Genomic DNA, 18,221 nt, shown 5'->3' with positions numbered 1-18,221 from the left:
TTTCCCGATGCAGGCCGCCGAGATCGAGCGCGCCCTGACCGGCTTTCCTCAGGCCCGCGCCATCGCCGACCCGTTTCTCAGCGCATGGGGCGCGGGCGAAACGCAGTTCGATTTGGGCGGGTTGCAGGTCACTGTGATTTTGGGCGACGCCCGCGAAACCCTGCCCGCGTGGCAAGGTCAGGCCGATGCGTGGTTTCTGGACGGGTTTTCACCGGCCAAGAACCCGGAATTGTGGTCGCCCGAATTGCTGGCCGCCGTTGGCCAGCACACCGCGCCGGGCGGCACCGCCGCGACATATACTGCTGCGGGCCACGTGCGCCGGGCGCTGGCCGAAGCCGGGTTTGAGGTCAGCCGCCAGTCCGGCTTTGGCCGCAAGCGGCATATGAGCGTCGCCCGCAAACCGGGCTAAGCCTATTGGGCCTTCAGCATCTTTGTCAGCTCGATCTTGACCGGTTCGCCTTTCAGGCGCGCCTGATAGACCGTGATCGATTCCGTCACCCGCATCACGTAATTCCGGGTTTCGTCGAACGGGATGCTTTCGATCCAATCCACCACATCGACCCCGGCCGAACGCGGATCGCCACGGTCGTTGATCCAGCGCCGGGCGCGGCTGGGACCGGCGTTATAGGCGGCGGCGACCAGCACGTAATTCGCGCCGAATTCCTCGACCATCTTGGCCAGATAGGCGCCGCCCAACCGGGCGTTATAGCCCGGATCGCTGAGCAGGGCGCCGGGCGCATAGTCGATCTCAAGCACCTTGGCCATCGCCTTGGCCGTGCCCGGCATCAGTTGCATCAGGCCGCGCGCACCGGCGCCGCTGCTGACGCCGGGGTCGAATTCGCTTTCGCGGCGGGCGATGGACAGCATCAGTTCGGGCGGCACGGGGTGCCTTGTCTTGGCGATCTCGGTCACCGGGAAATAGGCGCGCGGCAGGACCGTGCCCTGACCGGCGGCCAGCTTGGCAATGCGCAGCGCAAGATGCGGCTCGTCGATCGCCAGCGCCAGACCGGCCAATTGCGCCTGACCGACCGGCCCGGCGGTTTCCGCCAGATGGGTCAGGAACCATTCCGCAAGGTTACGCTCGCCCGCCTGCGCCAGCATCACCCCCGCCTTCAGCACCGACGACCCGGCGAAACCGGCGCTGGTCCAATCGGGATAGACCTCGCGCCCGGTCAAGGCCGGGTCCATGGCGACGCCGGCTTTCTCCGCCGCTAGCTGTCCGTAAAAGCTGGTCTGATGCACCGCGCCCTTGGCATAGGCGGCCTGTGCCTCGGGCATCTGCCCCAAGGCCTCATAGGCGCGGCCCTGCCAATATCCGGCGCGGCCCAGACTGATCGGCGTATCGACAGCGGTTTCGAACCGTTGGAAATGGCTCAGGGCGACGGCAGGTTCGTTCAATTGCCGCAGGGCGATGAACCCCGCCAGCCATTCCAGTTCGGCATAGCTGGAGCCATCGACGACATAATGATTGGCCGCCAGACGGTAGGCCAGCTCGACCTGACCGTCGCGCATCATGGCGCGGGCCAGATCGTGCCGCCGCCCGGCCCATTTTTCCGGCAGGCCCAGCGACGCGGCGCTGAGGCTGCGTTCGTCCAGCAGCACCGCCGCATCGGCATCGCGGCCCTTGCGCAGCCGCCACAGGAATCGCTCATAAGCCAGCCCCGGATCGTCCGCCAGCGCCGCAGGCACCGCCGCGATCCGCGTATCGACACCGGGTTCCGAGCCGCGCAGCGCCAGACGCGCCTCGGCCAGTTTGCGCCAGCCGTCATCGACCAAGGGCAGCATCAGCCGCGCCGCGCCGGTTTCGCCCCGCCACAGCATCGTGTCCAGCCGGGTCTGAGACAGTGGTTTCAACTGCGGGCCAAAGGCCGCCAGCAGGCGCGATTGATCAGTCTCGGACAACGGCAGGCTGACCCATGTCAGCGCCGCCTGCGCCTGAGCCTCGCCCATGCGCCCCGTCGCCGCCAGCGCCAGCGCCAGCCGCACGCCGCCCTGTCCGGTCAGCGGTGCGGCATCGGCGAAGAACCGGATCACATCGGCAGGCGCGGCACCGTCGGGAATCAATCCCTCGCCCTGCGCGCGCACCCGGTCCAGCCCCGGCCAGTCAGGATTGCGCGACAAAAACCGCAGATAGTCGTCGAACACCCCTTGCCCGGCCCGCAACGCCCGCCAATCGACGATGTCCAGGGCGATCTGCCCCTGAGGCCGGGCCAGAATGCGCGCCTTGTCCCATTCGTCGGCCCGGACGGCCTGCATGATATCGACCAGAACCGGCTCGGACCGGGCTGGCAAACCCGACCACAGGGCCAAACTCGCACCCAGACACACTGACAAGACCAACCGCATGATTTTTTCCGTAAGGATAGTTTGCCAAATCTCGCACTTCGCCCTATCAGGCTCAACACACAAACTTGGCAACACGAGCGGCCCGGGATAGGGTCCGCCGCGTTTGAAACGGGCGACTCAGCCCAGCATACCTGAGCACAGGAGGAAGCGTGTCATGATCAGAGGGTCCATTCCAGCCCTGGTGACGCCGTTCAAGAACGGCGCTGTGGATCACGATGCGCTGAAGGCGCTGGTTGATTGGCAGATCGAGCAAGGCTCGACCGGTCTTGTGCCCGTCGGCACCACGGGCGAAAGCCCGACCCTGAGCCATGCCGAGCACGAAGCCGTGGTTGAAACCGTGGTCAAAACCGCCGCTGGCCGCGTGCCGGTGATTGCCGGGGCCGGGTCGAACAACACCGCTGAAACCATCGCGCTAATGCAGCACGCCCATTCGGTCGGTGCCGATGCGGCGCTGATCGTGACGCCTTATTACAACAAGCCCACCCAAGCCGGGCTGATCGCGCATTTTACCGCCGCGCATGACTGCTGCGAATTGCCGATCGTGATCTATAACATCCCCGGCCGCTCGGTCGTGGATATGACCCCGGCAACGATGGGTGAACTGGCGAAACTGCCGCGGATCATCGGCGTCAAGGATGCCACCGGCGATCTGGCCCGCGTCTGTCATCAACGCATCACCTGCGGCCCGGATTTCATTCAGGTCTCGGGCGAAGACGCCACGGCCCACGGGTTCAACGCCCAAGGCGGCGTCGGCTGTATCTCGGTCACCGCCAACGTGGCGCCGGCGCTGTGCGCCAGCCTGCAAAACGCGATGGCCCAAGGCGACTATGCCAAGGCGCTGGAAATTCAGGACCGGCTGATGCCGCTGCATATCGCGATCTTCCTTGAACCGGGGGTTGCGGGCGCGAAATATGCGCTGTCGCGTCTGGGCCGGATCGAAAACTCGGTGCGTTCGCCGCTGACCACGGTGACCGAGGCCACCGCCGCCCGGATCGACGCGGCCATGCGCCACGCCGGCCTGCTGGACTAAGACCGGCACCAGAACACGATAACGGGCCGCTCGTTCCGGGCGGCCCTTTTCTTTGCCCCTTGGCACGCCCCCGCCGCACACCATATAAAGCCGCACCATGGCCAATGCTAAGTCTGACCCCAATTACAAGATCATCGCCGAAAACCGGCGGGCGCGTTACGATTACGCGATCGAGGACGACCTTGAATGCGGCATCATGCTGCAAGGGTCCGAGGTCAAATCGCTGCGCCAGAACTCGTCCAATATCGCTGAAAGCTATGCCTCGGTCGAAGATGGCGAACTGTGGCTGATCAACAGCTATATCGCGCCCTATGAACAGGCCAAGACATGGGGCCACGAGGAACGCCGCAAGCGCAAGCTGCTGGTGTCACGCAAGGAATTGTCGCGCCTGTGGAATGCCACCCAGCGTCAGGGTATGACCCTTGTGCCGCTGGTCATGTATTTCAACCACAAGGGCGTCGTGAAGCTGAAGATCGGCATCGCCAAAGGCAAAAAGAACCAGGACAAGCGCGAAACCGAGGCCAAGCGCGACTGGCAGCGGCAAAAGGCCCGCCTGCTGCGGCACGGCGACTAGTCCTTAGGTCTTCCCGGTGAATCCGCCACAGTGCTTGCCACATCGGACGCCCGGCTTTAATCAGGTTCAGATAGCACACACCGGAGGCCAATATGCTCATTGACGATCCGCAAACGCTTGTTTCGACCGACTGGCTGGCGGCGCATTTGCACGACCCCGATCTGCGGATTCTGGATGCCTCGTGGTATATGCCGGATTCGGATCGCAATGCCCGCGCCGAATATGACGCCGCGCATATCCCCGGCGCCCGGTTCTTTGATATCGACGAGATTTCCGATCAGCGCTCGGAACTGCCGCATATGGCGCCCCCGGTGGAAAAATTCATGAGCCGGATGCGCGCGATGGGCGTCGGTGACGGCCATCAGGTGGTGATCTATGACGGCGCGGGCATGTTCTCGGCGCCGCGCGTGTGGTGGACCTTCCGCCTGATGGGCAAGACCGATGTTGCGGTTCTGGATGGCGGTTTCCCGAAATGGCAGGCCGAAGGCCGCCCGGTCGAAGACATGCCGCCGATGGTTAAGGACCGCCACATGACGGTGCGCCGTCAGGCCAGCCTGATCAAGGACGTGACCCAGGTCGCCGCCGCCTCGAAGCTGGGCGATTATGAAATCATCGACGCTCGCCCCGCCGAACGGTTCCGCGGCGAGGTTGAAGAGCCCCGCCCCGGCCTGCGCTCGGGCCATATTCCGAACTCGAAGAACGTGCCGTTCTCCAGCCTGCTGAACGCCGATGGCACGATGAAAACGGTCACCGATCTGAAATCGCTGTTCTCAGGCGCCGGTGTCGATATCTCGAAACCGGCGATCACCACCTGCGGCTCGGGCGTGACCGCCGCCATGCTCAGCCTTGCGCTGGAGCGGATGGGCCAGCCGAACCATGCGGTCTATGATGGCTCGTGGGCGGAATGGGGCATGTTCAGCGATCTGAAAGTCGCCAAGGGATGACCCGCTATCTGTCAGACCTGCCCGAACAGGCGCCTGACTTTATCATTCAACTGATGGCTCAATTCCGCGATGATCCGCGCCCGGACAAGATCGATCTGGGCGTCGGCGTCTATCGCAATGCCGCGGGCGAAACCCCGATCATGCAGGCGGTCAAACAGGCCGAAACCCGGCTTTTGCAGGCCGAGACCACGAAATCCTATGTCGCACTCGAAGGCGACCCGGCCTTTCATCAGGCCATGGCCAAGCTGATCCTCGGCGCCGACGCCCCGCTGCACCGTATTGCCGCAGCCGGCACAGTCGGCGGGTCTGGCGCGGTCAATATCGCGCTGCAATTGATCCGCCGCGCCCACCCCGACGCACGCATCTGGGTGCCGTCGCCAACCTGGGCCAATCACACTGCGATGATCGGCTACCAGCGCATAACCATGCTGGAATACGCCTATTTCAACCCGGAAACCCGCGCCGTTGATTTCGCCGCGCTCACGCATAGCCTGTCCGACCTCAGGCCCGGCGACGTGGTGCTGCTGCATGGCTGCTGCCACAACCCGACCGGCGCGGACCTGACCCCGGAGGACTGGCGTGAACTGGCCCACCTGTTGGCCGATCGCGGCGCGCTGCCGCTGGTCGATCTGGCCTATCAGGGCTTTGGCGACGGGGTCGAGGCCGACGCCGCACCGACCCGCCTGATCGCTGAAACCTGCCCCGAAGTCCTGATCGCCGCCAGTTGTTCCAAGAATTTCGGCCTCTACCGCGAACGCGCCGGGGTGCTGCTGGCGCTTGGCGATGCCGCTGATCAGACCCGCGCTCAGGGCAACCTTACCAACCTTAACCGCATGACCTACAGCTTCCCGCCCGATCATGGTGCGCGGCTGGTGACGATGATCCTGAACGATCCCGACCTGCGCCGCCTGTGGATGGACGAACTGGAGCAAATGCGCAGCGGCATGGTCACCCTGCGCGGGTTGCTGACTCAGGAACTGCGCCGCCTCACCGGCTCGGATCGCTTCGGCTTTATCGCCCAGCATCGCGGCATGTTCTCGCGCCTTGGCGCCAGCCCCGAACAGGTCGCCACCATGCGCGACGAATTTGGGCTTTATATGATCGGGGACAGCCGGATCAACATCGCCGGGCTGACCAAAGACGCGGTTCCCGCCGTGGCCCGCACCATCGTTGCCGCCGGGCTCTGACCGCATCTTTTTCTTGGTCTAAATACTCAAATCCAACCGCGCCCACGCGCGCCGCGCTTTCGGGTGTTTCCCAACAAAAAACCCGGGCGCGAACGCCCGGGTTCTGGATCAGGGTGATCCGGATTTGGATCAGCTGTTGTAGGCCGATTCGCCGTGGCTGGTTTGGTCCAGACCTTGACGCTCTTCCTGTTCTTCGACGCGCAGACCCATCAGCACATCTACAACTTTGAACAGGATGAACGAGATCACGCCGCTCCAGACGATGGTGATCAGCACAGCTTCGATCTGGATCATGACCTGTGCGCGAACCGTGTCAGCCCACACACCGGTGCCGCCCAGCGATTCAGCCGACAGGAAGCCGGTGCCGACAGCGCCGATGATGCCGCCGATGCCGTGGATGCCGAACACGTCCAGGCTGTCGTCATAGCCGAACTTCGATTTCACGACGGCCACGAAGAAGTAGCAGATAACCGAAGCCAGAGCGCCGAGGAAGATCGCGCCAACCGGGCCAACCGTGCCACAAGCGGGGGTGATCGCAACCAGACCGGCAACCATACCCGAGGCCGCACCCAGCATCGACGAATGCTTGCGGGTGAATTTCTCGATGATGTTCCAGGCCAGGATCGCAGCAGCGGTCGCAACGAAGGTGTTGATCATCGCCAGAGCAGCGCCACCGTTGGCTTCGAGGTTCGAACCAGCGTTGAAGCCGAACCAGCCAACCCACAGGATGGCCGCGCCAACAAGCGTCAGGGTCATCGAGTGCGGAGCCATGTTCTCTTTACCAAAGCCAACACGCGGACCGATCACAAGGCAGCCGACCAGCGCAGCAATACCAGCGTTGATGTGAACCACGGTGCCACCGGCAAAGTCGATCGCGCCGACGCCGCCACCAAGGTTGAAGATCAGGCCAGCGCCGTCCCAAACCATGTGTGCGATCGGGAAGTAGACCAGCGTCACCCACAGGGCCGTGAACACCATCAGCGCGCCGAATTTCACGCGCTCAGCAAAGGCACCGATGATCAGCGCCGGGGTGATGGCCGCAAAGGTCATCTGGAAGGCAATGAACAGGAATTCCGGGATAACGATGCCATCGGTAAAGGTGGCCGCCATCGAGTCCATCGACACGCCGGACAGGAACACTTTGCCCATGCCGCCCCAGAACGGGCTGGTGCCGCCGCCGAAGGCGAACGAATAGCCCCAAAGAACCCAGATCACCATGACCATGGCCGCGATCGAGGTGGTCTGCATCAGGACCGACAGCATGTTTTTCGAGCGAACCAGACCACCGTAGAACAGGGCCAGACCCGGGATAATCATGAACAGAACCAGCAGCGTCGCGGTCATCATCCACGCGACGTCGCCCTTTTCCATCACTTCGGTGGCGTCTTGCGCCAGGCCGACGCTGGGCAGCGCCATCAGCGCCGCAGCCAGACCAAATTTCGACAGGTTTTTCATTTCATTGCATTCCTTCTTGCGTCGCGATTACAGCGCGTCTTCATTGCTCTCGCCCGTGCGAACACGAACGGCCTGATTGACGTCCAGAACAAAGATCTTGCCGTCGCCGATCTTGTCGGTTTTGGCAGTGCTGGTGATCGTATCGACCACCTGGTCGGCCATGGCGTCCGACACAACGATCTCAAGTTTCACTTTCGGGACGAAGTTCACGGCATATTCAGCGCCGCGGTAGATTTCGGTGTGGCCGGACTGCGAGCCAAAGCCTTTAATCTCGGTCACCATCATGCCGCGCACACCGATCGAGGTCAGGGCTTCCCGGACCTCCTCCAGCTTGAACGGCTTGATTGCTGCAATGATCAATTTCACGTCATTACCCTTCCGGTTGGCAGGTCACCCTGCGGGGATTTCACCGGGCAAGAAGGGCTGTTTTGCTGCATCCGCACAAGAATTCTGACCAGCCTGAATAGGGGCAAAACCAAAAGACATGCACAATTTTTGCACAAATTGGGGGCTTTGATTATTTTTTGTGCGAAATATAAAGGCATAAACAGGGCATTCCCTGCCTAAACATCCGGGCCAAGGTAAACTAACTATTAGGAACGAGCAGTTAACGTATCGGTAGTTACATGGGTAACACAGGCGGACGCAGACCCCCACTCGTCGCCGAAAGGCGGCCGACGCGGGCCAAGGCAAAAACGGCGAAAAAGCCTAAAAAACCAGCGAAACCGGCGCGGAAACGCAAAGCAGCGCCGCAACGCAAAGGTTTTGTTGGCATGGTTCGCCGCCTTTTCGGCTGGATCGGTCATCTGATCTGGACCGCAACTTGGCGAGTCGGCCTTGTCGTGGTGATTCTTCTTGCGCTGGCCGTGGGATTTTTTGCCATGGGCCTGCCTCCGGTGTCTGAGATGCTGGATGGCCGCACCCGTGGCTCGGTCACGTTGCTGGATCGCGATGGCGATATTTTTGCGTGGCGCGGCGATCAGTTCGGCGGTCAGATCACCACCAACACGGTCGCGCCGGTGCTGAAGAATGCCGTGGTCGCCACCGAGGACAAACGCTTTTACCACCATTTCGGCGTCAGCCCGCGCGGCGTTGCCAGCGCCGTCCGCATCAACCTGCGCGAAGGCCGGGGGCCGCTGTCGGGCAACGGTGGCTCGACCATCACCCAGCAAACCGCCAAGCTGTTGTGCCTTGGCGTTCCCTATGACGCTGACCGCTGGAAATCCGAAAGTGCCTATGAGGCCGACTGCCGCCGCAGCACCCTGCAACGCAAGCTGAAAGAGGCGGTCTATGCGCTGGCGATGGAGCTGCGTTACAGCAAGGACGAAATCCTGACGATCTATCTGAACCGCGCCTATCTGGGCGCCGGGGCACGTGGGTTCGAGGCCGCCAGCCAGCGCTATTTCGGCAAATCCGCCAATCAGGTGAACGCCTCGGAAGCGGCGATGCTGGCCGGGCTGCTGAAAGCGCCGTCAACCTATGCGCCGACCAGCAACCTGAAGCGCGCACAGGACCGGGCCAACCTGATCATCGGCCTGATGGAAGAACAGAAATACCTGACCCCGGCCCAGGCCGATTTCTCGCGCGCGCATCCGGCCCAGTTGTCCGAAGCCGCCGCTGCCCGCGCCGGAGGCTATTTCGCCGATTGGGTGATGGAGGCCGGGCCGTCCTTCCTGACCCGCGACACCACCGAAGACGTGATCATCCGCACCACCTTTGACCCGCGCCTGCAAACCGCCGCCGAAGACGCGCTGGCCTATATTTTCGAGAACAAGGTCAAAGAGGGCTCCAAGGCTGAGGTCGCGATTATCGTGATGTCCGCCGATGGCGCGGTGCGGGCGATGGTCGGCGGGCGCCAGACCAAGGTTTCCGGCGCGTTCAACCGCGCGACCATGGCGCTGCGGCAAACCGGGTCGGCGTTCAAGCCGTTCGTCTATGCGGCGGCGCTGGATCTGGGCTTTACCCCGAATGCCACCGTGGTGGACGAACCGATCACCATCGATGTTCCCGGCTCGGGGCCGTACACGCCCAAGAACTATACCAGCAAATTCTATGGCCGCGTCACCCTGACCGAAGCCCTTGCGCAATCGCTGAACATTCCGGCGATCCGGGTGTCTGAATCGGTGGGCCGTGAAAACGTCCGCAAGATCGCCGCCGATTTCGGCATCAAAAGCGATTTGGCCGTTGGGCCGGCGCTGGCGCTTGGTGCGTCGGAATCGACCCTGATCGAGATGACCGGCGCTTATGCCGGCATCCTGAACGGCGGCCTCAGCGTCACGCCCTATGGCCTGACTGAATTGCGCTTGCAAGGCGACAACACACCGCTGATCGGACAAGAAGGCGGCATGGGCGAGCGGGTGATCTCGGAAAAAGCCGCCCGCAGCCTGACCTATATGATGACGCAGGTGGTCGAGCGCGGCTCGGGCCAGCGGGCCAAGCTGCCGGATCGTCAGGTCGCGGGCAAGACTGGCACCACACAAGCGGCGCGCGACGCGTGGTTCATCGGCTTTACCGCCGAATATGTCACCGGTGTCTGGATGGGCTATGACGACAACACGCCGCTGAAAGGTGTCACCGGCGGTGGCCTGCCTGCCGAGATATGGCGCGAAACCATGCTGCGCGTGACCGAGGGCCTGCCGCCCCGGCCGCTGCCGATGGATATTCCGGCCGAGGTCGAAGCGGGTCAGGATACGTCGCGCCAGGTGCCGAACAACAACTCGCGCCGCCGCCGTGACGGTCAGGCCGAGCGGGCGTTGATTGACGTGCTTCGGTCGCTGCTGCGGAACCGCTGATCAGCCAGCCGTGCGCAGATCGCGGGTCAGGGCGTCGATATCGCCGTGGTTCCGGTCCAGCATGGCGCCGATCTCGGTCCGTTCCGAGGCCAGCATGTTCACGCCTTCGATGAACATGTTGAAGAACAGATCGCGGCCGCTTTTGTCCGAGACAAGGAAGGTCACCTCGAACGGTGCCTCGCCTTGCAGATAGGCCGTGGTTTTCACCTCGTGGAAACTTTTGATCGCCTTGGCGCCCTTGACCTCAAGCCGCCCGCCGATGAATTCGCGAAACCGCTTGCCGTATTTGCGCGAGATATAGCCTTGGAACGCCACGGTAAACGCCCGCATCTGCGCGGCCGAGGCGCTGCGGGCGGCAATGCCCAGCGCCGATTGCGCGATGATCGGCACGTCGGCATAGGTCTGGAAAATGCGCTCGAATTCGACATACATCGCCGCTTCGTTCTTGCCCGAGTTGATCACGGCATTGATATCCGCGACCAGATTGTCGATCAGCGCCTCGGCCTGAGCGGTGGTCAGCGCCAGCGCCGGACCCGCAAGCGGAACCAGACCGGCGGCGATAGCCATTTGAACAAAAACACGACGAGACGGGTTACTGGGCATCGGTGGCCTCATAAGGATCGGCATAAGGGTCGGCGTAAGGATCCGAATAGGGATCGGAATAGGTCAGTTCGTCGTCACCACCCAACTGGAACCGGCGGCTTTGCAGATACAACAGCCGCGCCTGCGCATAGCTGTCGGCGCTTTCATACAGGATGGAATCGATCGTATCCGAATATTGATACCGCTGCCCCAGCTTGGCAGTGACCGCGACGCCGGTGGCGATATGGCTTTCGGGATGGTGCAGTAACCATGTGGGGTTCATCGCGAAATCCACAAGCATGCCGACGAAATCGCGTTCGGTCGACGGGCCAAGCACCGGCAATTCGATATAATTGCCCTCGCCCACGCCCCAGACATGCAGGGTTTCGCCGAAATCGGTGCGGCGCTCGTCCAGACCGATGACCGAGGCCGGGTCAAAGATCCCGCCCAGACCGGCGACCGTGTTCAGAACAAAGCGTCCGGTATTGGCAAAGGCATCCCCGATCTTGGCTTGCAGCAGATCGTTGACCACCGTGCCCGGCAGGGTCAGGTTCGAGGCGAAATTCGTGACGCCCAACCGCACCGGGGCAGGGATAACCCCGCCGTAAACCTGCGACGCAGGCCCGACCAGCGCCCGGTCCAGCGCCACGTTCAATTCGTGGACCTGACGGTTCTGCTCTTCATAGGGATCAGGGAATTCCCCACCACCCTGCGGAGTCGCGCAGGCCGACAAGGTCGCGACGACAGTCAAAACAGCGATGGGTCTTAGTGCGTGCATTCCGGGCTGCCTTCAAAAAACAATGGCAATCTAAAGCGTTACTTCATAGTTTCCCGCAACATAGTAATATGAATCCAGAAACCCAGAGCACCGCGACATTTCTGCCCGGCGGATGTGGCCCTGATGTGACATAGTCGGGGTATCGTCGGTAAATTATGAGAGAGCAGCGCACCTTGGCAATGCACAAACCCGATATAACGCCCGGCTTGGCTGAATTGCGCGCAGCGCGGCGCGGCTCGAACCGGCTGTTGGGCTCGGCGCTTTTGTTCAGTGTGTTCGTCAACATGCTGATGCTGATCGGGCCGTTGTTCATGCTTCAGGTCTATGACCGCGTGTTGGGCAGCCGGTCCGAGGAAACCCTGACCGCGCTGTTTGTGTTGGTGTCGTTCCTGTATCTGATGATGGGCCTGCTGGATTACGCCCGTGGCCGGGTGATGGCGCGTGTCGCCGCCCGGTTCCAAAGCGGTCTGGACGGTCGGGTGTTCGCGGCGGCGCTGAAACAGGCATCAATGGGGCAGCGCGATCAGAAACCCTCGGCGCCGCAACGCGATCTGGACGCGGTGCAGCGGCTGATCGGCTCGCCGGTGATGCTGTCGTTCTTCGACATTCCCTTTACGCCGTTCTTTCTGGCCGGGATCTTTGTGTTTCACACCTATCTGGGCAGTCTGGCCATTCTGGGCGGCGCGGTTCTGGTCGGTGTGGCCCTGCTGAACCAGATGCGCACCCGCACCTCGGTGCAAGAGGCGGCGATGGCCGCCGCCCGCGCCGACGTTCTGGCGCAGCACCTGCGCGCCGATGCCGAAACTGTGCGCAGCCTTGGGATGCAGGGTGCGGCCCTGAGCCGTTGGCAATCGCTGCGGCAAGGGGCGCTGGCGGCGCAGATCGGCACGCAGGATCGGGCCGGTGGCTTTACCACGGTATCGAAAACCTTCCGGCTGTTCCTGCAATCGGCGATGCTGGCGCTGGGGGCGTGGCTGGTGCTGCGCGGCGAGATGACGGCGGGCGCGATGATCGCAGCGTCGATCCTGCTGGGCCGCGCCTTGGCCCCAGTCGAGCAGGTGATCGGCCAATGGACGCTGTTGCAGGCGGCGGTCAAGGGCTGGTCCGATCTGGGCAAGCTGCTTGAGGATTTCCCGACAGAACCGGCCCGCACCTCGTTACCGAAACCCAAAGCCCTGCTGGAAGTTCAGCAACTGACGGTGATCCCGCCCGGCGAAACCCAGGCCGCGCTGCGCATGGTCAGCTTTGTCGTCAAACCCGGTCAGGCGGTCGGCGTGATCGGCCCCTCGGGGGCCGGCAAATCGACACTGGCCCGCGCCCTGACCGGCATGTGGCGGCCCGCCGCGGGTCGGGTGCGGCTGGATGGCGCGACGCTGGACCAATACGACCCGGATATTCTGGGCCAGCACATCGGCTATCTGCCGCAACGGGTCAGCCTGTTCGACGGCACTATCGCGGAAAACATCGCTAAGCTGGCGCCGCAACCCGATGCCGCCAAAGTGGTCGAAGCCGCGAAAAAGGCCGCCGCCCACGACATGATCCTGCGCCTGCCCCAAGGCTATGACACCCGCGTCAGCGCCACCGGAGGTCGGCTGTCGGGCGGCCAGATGCAGCGCATCGGTCTGGCCCGCGCGATGTATGGCGACCCGGCGATTCTGGTGCTGGACGAGCCGAATTCGAACCTCGACAATGATGGCTCGGTGGCGCTGAACGCTGCGATCCGGCAAATGAAATCCGAAGGAAAATCGGTGCTGATCATGGCCCACCGCCCGGCCGCGATTCAGGAATGCGACCTGTTGCTGCTGCTGGATGGCGGGCTGGCCAAGGCCTTTGGCCCGCGCGACGAGGTGCTGCGCAGCACCGTGCGCAACCATGCCGACATCCAGCGCGCCCAAGGTGGAGGAGGCGTCACATGACCCCGTCATGGTCGGCCCGGACGCCGCTGTTGATCGGCTTTGTCGCCCTGGCCTTGTTGGTTGGCGGTTTTGGCCTGTGGTCTGTGACCTCGAACATCGCCGGGGCGATCGTCGCGCCGGGCCGGGTGCAGGTCGAACAGAACCGTCAGGTGGTGCAACACCCCGATGGCGGCGTGGTGCAGGCCGTGCTGATCCGCGAGGGTCAGCTGGTGTCGGCGGGCGAGGTTCTGATCAAGCTGGACCCGACGCAATTGCAATCGGAACTGACCATCGTCGAGAACCAGCTTTTCGAACTGATGGCCCGTCGCGCCCGCCTTGAGGCTGAACAAGACGACCGCACGACCCTGACCTTCGACCGCGAATTGCTTGAGCTCGCCGCGACCAACCCCGAGGTTGCCGATCTGGTTCAGGGCCAGACCCGCCTGTTCGCCGCCCGCAACGACAGCAACGCCCGCGCGCTGGAACAGTTGGAAAAGCAACGCGCCCAGATCGCCGATCAGGTGCGCGGCATCACCGCCCAGCAACAAGCGCTGGTGCGTCAGCTTGACCTGATCCAGCAGGAACTGACCGATCAGCAAAGCCTGCTGGACAAGGGGCTGGCGCAGTCTTCGCGCGTGTTGTCGCTGCAACGCGAAGAGGCGCGGCTGATGGGGCAGGTCGGCGAATTGACCGCGAATGCCGCACAGGCCGGGGGCCGGATGACCGAAATCGGCATCGCCATGCTGCAACTGGGCACCTCGCGCCGCGAAGAGGCAATCTCGCGCCTGCGCGACCTGCAATATCGCGAACTGGAACTGGCCGAACGCCGCACCGCACTCAGCGCGCAACTGGCACGGCTGGAAATCCGGGCGCCGCTGTCGGGCGTGGTCTATGGCCTGTCGGTCTTTGCCGAACGCGCGGTGATCCGCGCCGCCGACCCGGTGCTGTATCTGATCCCGCAGGACCGGCCGCTGGTGATCGACGTGCGGATCGAGCCGATCCACGTCGATGAGATTTTCGTCGGCCAGCCGGTCAGCCTGCGCTTTGCCGCCTTTGCCAGCCGCACGACCCCGCAACTGACCGGGCATGTGCTGCAAATCTCGGCCGACGCCTTTACCGATGATCGCACCAATGCCAGCTATTACAGCGCCGAGATCGAGCTGGACCCCGGCGAGGCGGCAAAGCTTGGCGACAAGAAAATCCTGCCCGGCATGCCGGTCGAGGCCTTTATGCGCACCGCTGATCGCTCGCCTTTGGCCTATCTGCTGAAACCGCTGGCCGATTATTTCAACCGCGCCTTCCGCGAGACCTGATTTTCCGGTTTTCCCGGCGATCCGGCGCGGCTAGCGTGACCTCAACCCCAACCGAATGAGACCCGAAATGCCCGGACCGATCGAATCCCGCCTTGCCGAATTGGGCGTCACCCTGCCCGACGCCCCGGCCCCCGCCGCCAATTACGTGCCCTATGTCACCGTTGGCGATCTGGTGTTCGTGTCGGGGCAGATCCCGGCCAGCGACGGCAAGATGCTGACCGGCAAGCTGGGCGCGGACATGACGGTCGAAGACGGTGCCGCCGCCGCCCGCCTTTGTGCGATCAGCCTGCTGGCGCAACTGAAAGCCGCCTGCGCCGGCGATATCGAACGGCTGGTGCGCGTGGTCAAACTGACCGGGTTCGTCAACTCGACACCCGAATTCGGCGACCAGCCCAAGGTGATCAACGGCGCTTCGGACTTTCTTGTTCAGGCCTTGGGCGACCGTGGGCGGCATTCGCGCTCGGCGGTCAGCGCGGCATCGCTGCCGTTTGGCGTCGCGGTCGAAATCGAAGCGATCTTTCAAATCGCATGACCCCGCTGCCCCCGGCCTTTCTGTCGATCCCGCTGGCGCATCGCGCCCTGCATGACCGCGCGCAGGGACGGCCCGAGAATTCGCTTGAGGCCATCCGCGCCGCGATCAAAGCCGGTTACGGGATCGAGGTCGATGTTCAGCCCTCGTCCGACGGGGTGGCGATGGTGTTTCACGATTACGACCTCAAGCGCCTGACCGGCGTGGCGGGCGCGGTCAGCCAGCGCAGCGCCGGTGATCTGGGCACGCTGACCCTGACCGGAGGCGCATCCGGCATTCCAACCCTGTCGCAGGTGCTGACCCAGGTCGCGGGCCGGGTGCCGGTGCTGGTCGAGCTTAAGGATCAGGACGGCGCCATGGGCCCGGCAATCGGCGCGCTGGAAACCGCCGTGGCCGAGGCCCTGCGCGGCTATGCGGGCGACGTGGCCCTGATGTCGTTCAACCCGTTTTCGGTGGCGGCACTGGCCGGGCTGGTGCCCGACCGCCCGCGCGGCCTGACCACCTGCGCCTATCGGGCCGAGGACTGGCCGCTGTTGCCCGCCGCCACCCGCGACCGCCTGCGCGACATTCCTGATTTCGACGCGGTGGATGCCAGCTTTGTCAGCCATAATGTCAGCGATCTGGGCAATCCCGCCATTACGGCGCTGAAATCGCGCAAGGTCCCGGTTCTGTGCTGGACAGTGCGCTCGGCCCAGGCCGAAGCTGAAGCCCGCAAAGTCGCGGATAACATCACGTTCGAAGGCTATGCCGCCGCGCTGCCCGGCGCTTGACCCGGCCTGCGGACGGCCCACCTATTAGACACAGCGCAACACAGTCAGGGCCTATGCCGGAACACACCGTCGAAATCAGCGTCTTTCCCAGCCTTGCCGCCGTTTCGGCGCAGGATTGGGATGCCTGCGCCTGCCCCGAGGCCGCGGGCGGCGGCCGCCCGATTGACCCGTTCACCACCCATCGGTTCCTGCTGGCGCTTGAGCAAAGCGGCTCGGTCGGGCCGGGCACCGGCTGGGCGCCGCAATATCTGGTCGCGCGGGTGCAGGATCAGGTGATCGGCGTCGCCCCGGCCTATGTGAAATCGCACAGTCAGGGCGAATATATCTTCGACCACAGCTGGGCCAACGCCTATGAGCGCGCTGGCGGGCGCTATTATCCCAAGCTGCAAATCGCCGTGCCCTTTACCCCGGTCACCGGACGCCGCCTGTTGGCCCGCCCGGGGTTCGAGACCACCGCCCCCACCGCCTTGGCGCAGGGTGCGGTGCAGTTGACGGCGAACAATCGGCTGTCCTCGCTGCACATCACCTTTTGCACCGGAAATGAAGCCCAGGCGGGCGCGGAAATCGGGCTGCTGCCGCGCATCGGGCAGCAATACCATTGGGAAAACGCGGATTACGCCAGCTTTGACGATTTCCTTGCCGCGCTGTCTTCGCGCAAGCGCAAGACCATCCGCAAGGAACGCGCCACGGCGCAGGCCTTTGGCGGCACCCTCCGCGCCCTGACCGGCGATCAGATCCAGCCCGCGCATTGGGATGCGTTCTGGCGGTTCTATCAGGACACCGGCGCGCGCAAATGGGGCACGCCCTATCTGACCCGCGCCTTCTTTGACATCGCGCACCAGACCCTGCGCGACGACATCCTGCTGGTTCTGGCCGAGCGCGACGGCATCCCCATCGCCGGGGCACTGAATTTCATCGGGCGCGACACCCTGTTCGGCCGCTATTGGGGCGCGGTCGAGGATCACCCCTGCCTGCATTTCGAGGCCTGCTATTATCAGGCCATCGACTATGCCATCGCCCACGGCCTTGCGCGGGTCGAGGCCGGGGCGCAGGGTGAACACAAGCTGGCGCGCGGCTATTTGCCGGTGGAAACCCATTCGCTGCACTGGATCGCCGATCCGGGCCTGTCGGACGCGGTCGAACGCTTTCTTGCCGCCGAACGCGCCGCCGTAGGCGAGGATATCGAAATCCTGACCAGCTATGGCCCGTTCCGCAAAACCGGAGGACACGATCAATGACCCCAGACACGCTTGCCAAGATCGACCACCTGCTGGCAACAGGTTGGAGCCTTGCCCCCGATGCCGCCGCGATCAGCAAAACCTTTCGCTTTGCCGATTTTTCCGCCGCTTTCGGCTGGATGACCCGCGTGGCCCTGGTGGCCGAGCGTCTGGACCATCACCCCGATTGGTCGAATGTTTACAATCGGGTCGAGGTCACGTTAACCACCCATGACGCGGGCGGTCTGACCGTGAAAGACGTCGAACTTGCACAGAAAATGGATTTGTTTTCATGGAAATAACCCTGACCGACCTTGAGGCCGTGGTGAAAGAGAACCTGCCGTGGGTTCTGGAACTGGGCCTGAATGTGGTCTCGGCTTTCGTCATTCTGATCGTCGCGCTGTGGCTTAGCGGGCGGGTGCGGCGCCGGATCACTGCCCTGCCGGACAAGAACCCGCGCTTTGACGTGACCCTGATGCGGTTCCTCGGCAGCCTGTCCAAATACGCGATCCTGTTGCTGGCGGGTATCTTTATCCTGAACCGCTTTGGCATCGAGACCACCTCGCTTGTGGCGCTGCTGGGTGCGGCGGGTCTGGCGATCGGGCTGGCGTTGCAGGGCACGTTGTCGAACCTTGCGGCGGGTGTGATGCTGATCGGCTTTCGGCCGTTCAAGGTTGGTGATGTGGTGCAAACCGGCGGGCAAACCGGCACCGTATCGGCGATCACGTTGTTTTTTACCGAACTGACCACGCCCGACAACGTGCAGATCATCGTGCCGAACGGCGATGTCTGGGGCGCGGCGATCACCA

Annotated in this window: 18 protein-coding genes; 13 read left to right on the top strand and 5 right to left on the bottom strand. The window is 63.4% G+C overall.

Annotation, left to right across the window (positions count from 1 at the left end):
• A partial coding sequence (gene mnmD / locus ABYW26_RS01445; protein WP_372602918.1) for a tRNA (5-methylaminomethyl-2-thiouridine)(34)-methyltransferase MnmD occupies positions 1 to 409 on the top strand: 409 nt, incomplete at its 5' end.
• Positions 410 to 411: 2 nt separating this feature from the next.
• On the opposite strand, the gene ABYW26_RS01440 is transcribed toward mnmD, so the two are convergent.
• Entirely contained in the window at positions 412 to 2,346 is a 1,935-nt protein-coding gene (locus ABYW26_RS01440; protein WP_372602917.1) for a lytic transglycosylase domain-containing protein, read from the bottom strand.
• 154 nt (positions 2,347 to 2,500) lie between these two features.
• On the opposite strand from ABYW26_RS01440, the gene dapA reads away from it, so the two are divergent.
• From dapA to ABYW26_RS01420, 4 genes are all read left to right on the top strand, one after another.
• Positions 2,501 to 3,376, top strand: a complete 876-nt coding sequence (gene dapA / locus ABYW26_RS01435; RefSeq protein WP_372602915.1) for a 4-hydroxy-tetrahydrodipicolinate synthase — start codon at positions 2,501 to 2,503, stop codon at positions 3,374 to 3,376.
• Between the two features lie 97 nt (positions 3,377 to 3,473).
• Positions 3,474 to 3,950, top strand: coding sequence for an SsrA-binding protein SmpB (gene smpB / locus ABYW26_RS01430; protein ID WP_372602913.1), 477 nt, complete (start codon positions 3,474 to 3,476; stop codon positions 3,948 to 3,950).
• 92 nt (positions 3,951 to 4,042) lie between these two features.
• Positions 4,043 to 4,894 carry a 3-mercaptopyruvate sulfurtransferase gene (sseA, locus tag ABYW26_RS01425; RefSeq protein WP_372602912.1) on the top strand — a complete coding sequence of 284 codons (852 nt, stop codon included), beginning with the start codon at positions 4,043 to 4,045 and terminating at the stop codon, positions 4,892 to 4,894.
• Positions 4,891 to 6,081, top strand: coding sequence for an aromatic amino acid transaminase (locus tag ABYW26_RS01420; protein ID WP_372602910.1), 1,191 nt, complete (start codon positions 4,891 to 4,893; stop codon positions 6,079 to 6,081). Before sseA ends, ABYW26_RS01420 begins: the two co-directional genes overlap by 4 nt.
• Before the next feature lie 129 nt (positions 6,082 to 6,210).
• Here the strand turns inward: ABYW26_RS01420 and ABYW26_RS01415 are convergent, their stop codons facing one another.
• Both ABYW26_RS01415 and ABYW26_RS01410 read right to left on the bottom strand, forming a co-directional pair.
• The gene (locus ABYW26_RS01415; RefSeq protein ID WP_372602909.1) at positions 6,211 to 7,536 is read right to left on the bottom strand and encodes an ammonium transporter; all 1,326 of its coding nucleotides are present in this window, start codon (positions 7,534 to 7,536) and stop codon (positions 6,211 to 6,213) included.
• A gap of 27 nt (positions 7,537 to 7,563) precedes the next feature.
• On the bottom strand, positions 7,564 to 7,902 hold the full coding sequence (locus ABYW26_RS01410; protein WP_372602908.1) for a P-II family nitrogen regulator: 339 nt from the start codon (positions 7,900 to 7,902) through the stop codon (positions 7,564 to 7,566).
• A 260-nt stretch (positions 7,903 to 8,162) separates the two neighbouring features.
• Here ABYW26_RS01410 and ABYW26_RS01405 point away from each other — a divergent pair, with 260 nt between their 5' ends.
• Positions 8,163 to 10,328 (top strand): transglycosylase domain-containing protein, encoded by a 2,166-nt coding sequence (locus ABYW26_RS01405; RefSeq protein ID WP_372602906.1) that lies wholly within the window; start codon positions 8,163 to 8,165, stop codon positions 10,326 to 10,328.
• Here ABYW26_RS01405 and ABYW26_RS01400 read toward each other — a convergent pair whose 3' ends face one another.
• Both ABYW26_RS01400 and ABYW26_RS01395 read right to left on the bottom strand, forming a co-directional pair.
• The gene (locus ABYW26_RS01400; RefSeq protein WP_372602904.1) at positions 10,329 to 10,895 is read right to left on the bottom strand and encodes a phospholipid-binding protein MlaC; all 567 of its coding nucleotides are present in this window, start codon (positions 10,893 to 10,895) and stop codon (positions 10,329 to 10,331) included.
• Positions 10,896 to 10,920: 25 nt separating this feature from the next.
• Positions 10,921 to 11,688, bottom strand: a complete 768-nt coding sequence (locus tag ABYW26_RS01395) for a VacJ family lipoprotein (RefSeq protein ID WP_372602903.1) — start codon at positions 11,686 to 11,688, stop codon at positions 10,921 to 10,923.
• Positions 11,689 to 11,867: 179 nt separating this feature from the next.
• On the opposite strand from ABYW26_RS01395, the gene ABYW26_RS01390 reads away from it, so the two are divergent.
• The 7 genes from ABYW26_RS01390 to ABYW26_RS01360 all read left to right on the top strand — a co-directional run.
• Positions 11,868 to 13,604: a type I secretion system permease/ATPase gene (locus ABYW26_RS01390; protein ID WP_372602901.1), complete on the top strand. Its 1,737-nt coding sequence runs from the start codon at positions 11,868 to 11,870 to the stop codon at positions 13,602 to 13,604.
• Complete coding sequence (locus ABYW26_RS01385; RefSeq protein ID WP_372602899.1) at positions 13,601 to 14,896, top strand: HlyD family type I secretion periplasmic adaptor subunit; 1,296 nt, start codon at positions 13,601 to 13,603, stop codon at positions 14,894 to 14,896. Before ABYW26_RS01390 ends, ABYW26_RS01385 begins: the two co-directional genes overlap by 4 nt.
• Before the next feature lie 67 nt (positions 14,897 to 14,963).
• Positions 14,964 to 15,428, top strand: a complete 465-nt coding sequence (locus ABYW26_RS01380) for a RidA family protein (RefSeq protein WP_372602898.1) — start codon at positions 14,964 to 14,966, stop codon at positions 15,426 to 15,428.
• The gene (locus ABYW26_RS01375) at positions 15,425 to 16,195 is read left to right on the top strand and encodes a glycerophosphodiester phosphodiesterase family protein (RefSeq protein WP_372602897.1); all 771 of its coding nucleotides are present in this window, start codon (positions 15,425 to 15,427) and stop codon (positions 16,193 to 16,195) included. The genes ABYW26_RS01380 and ABYW26_RS01375 overlap by 4 nt, the downstream gene beginning before the upstream one ends.
• 53 nt (positions 16,196 to 16,248) lie before the next feature.
• Positions 16,249 to 17,433: a GNAT family N-acetyltransferase gene (locus ABYW26_RS01370; protein ID WP_372602896.1), complete on the top strand. Its 1,185-nt coding sequence runs from the start codon at positions 16,249 to 16,251 to the stop codon at positions 17,431 to 17,433.
• Positions 17,430 to 17,714, top strand: coding sequence for a 4a-hydroxytetrahydrobiopterin dehydratase (locus tag ABYW26_RS01365; protein ID WP_372602894.1), 285 nt, complete (start codon positions 17,430 to 17,432; stop codon positions 17,712 to 17,714). The genes ABYW26_RS01370 and ABYW26_RS01365 overlap by 4 nt, the downstream gene beginning before the upstream one ends.
• Positions 17,705 to 18,221, top strand: a 517-nt coding sequence (locus tag ABYW26_RS01360) for a mechanosensitive ion channel family protein (protein WP_372602892.1), incomplete at its 3' end; no start/stop codon positions are given. The genes ABYW26_RS01365 and ABYW26_RS01360, both read left to right, overlap by 10 nt.

Source organism: Actibacterium sp. (assembly GCF_041584535.1).
Classification (GTDB): Bacteria; Pseudomonadota; Alphaproteobacteria; order Rhodobacterales; family Rhodobacteraceae; genus Actibacterium_D.
The sequence above is the reverse complement of the archived record's forward strand: the minus strand, read 5'-3'. Positions and strand labels throughout refer to the sequence as shown.

Bases quoted from the DNA above. Each gene is read 5' to 3' on its own strand.
- ABYW26_RS01440 (WP_372602917.1), bottom strand. From the start codon at position 2,346: ATGCGGTTGGTCTTGTCAGTGTGTCTGGGTGCGAGTTTGGCCCTGTGG.
- dapA (WP_372602915.1), top strand. From the start codon at position 2,501: ATGATCAGAGGGTCCATTCCAGCCCTGGTGACGCCGTTCAAGAACGGC.
- smpB (WP_372602913.1), top strand. From the start codon at position 3,474: ATGGCCAATGCTAAGTCTGACCCCAATTACAAGATCATCGCCGAAAAC.
- sseA (WP_372602912.1), top strand. From the start codon at position 4,043: ATGCTCATTGACGATCCGCAAACGCTTGTTTCGACCGACTGGCTGGCG.
- ABYW26_RS01420 (WP_372602910.1), top strand. From the start codon at position 4,891: ATGACCCGCTATCTGTCAGACCTGCCCGAACAGGCGCCTGACTTTATC.
- ABYW26_RS01415 (WP_372602909.1), bottom strand. From the start codon at position 7,536: ATGAAAAACCTGTCGAAATTTGGTCTGGCTGCGGCGCTGATGGCGCTG.
- ABYW26_RS01405 (WP_372602906.1), top strand. From the start codon at position 8,163: ATGGGTAACACAGGCGGACGCAGACCCCCACTCGTCGCCGAAAGGCGG.
- ABYW26_RS01400 (WP_372602904.1), bottom strand. From the start codon at position 10,895: ATGGCTATCGCCGCCGGTCTGGTTCCGCTTGCGGGTCCGGCGCTGGCG.
- ABYW26_RS01395 (WP_372602903.1), bottom strand. From the start codon at position 11,688: ATGCACGCACTAAGACCCATCGCTGTTTTGACTGTCGTCGCGACCTTG.
- ABYW26_RS01390 (WP_372602901.1), top strand. From the start codon at position 11,868: ATGCACAAACCCGATATAACGCCCGGCTTGGCTGAATTGCGCGCAGCG.
- ABYW26_RS01385 (WP_372602899.1), top strand. From the start codon at position 13,601: ATGACCCCGTCATGGTCGGCCCGGACGCCGCTGTTGATCGGCTTTGTC.
- ABYW26_RS01380 (WP_372602898.1), top strand. From the start codon at position 14,964: ATGCCCGGACCGATCGAATCCCGCCTTGCCGAATTGGGCGTCACCCTG.
- ABYW26_RS01375 (WP_372602897.1), top strand. From the start codon at position 15,425: ATGACCCCGCTGCCCCCGGCCTTTCTGTCGATCCCGCTGGCGCATCGC.
- ABYW26_RS01370 (WP_372602896.1), top strand. From the start codon at position 16,249: ATGCCGGAACACACCGTCGAAATCAGCGTCTTTCCCAGCCTTGCCGCC.
- ABYW26_RS01365 (WP_372602894.1), top strand. From the start codon at position 17,430: ATGACCCCAGACACGCTTGCCAAGATCGACCACCTGCTGGCAACAGGT.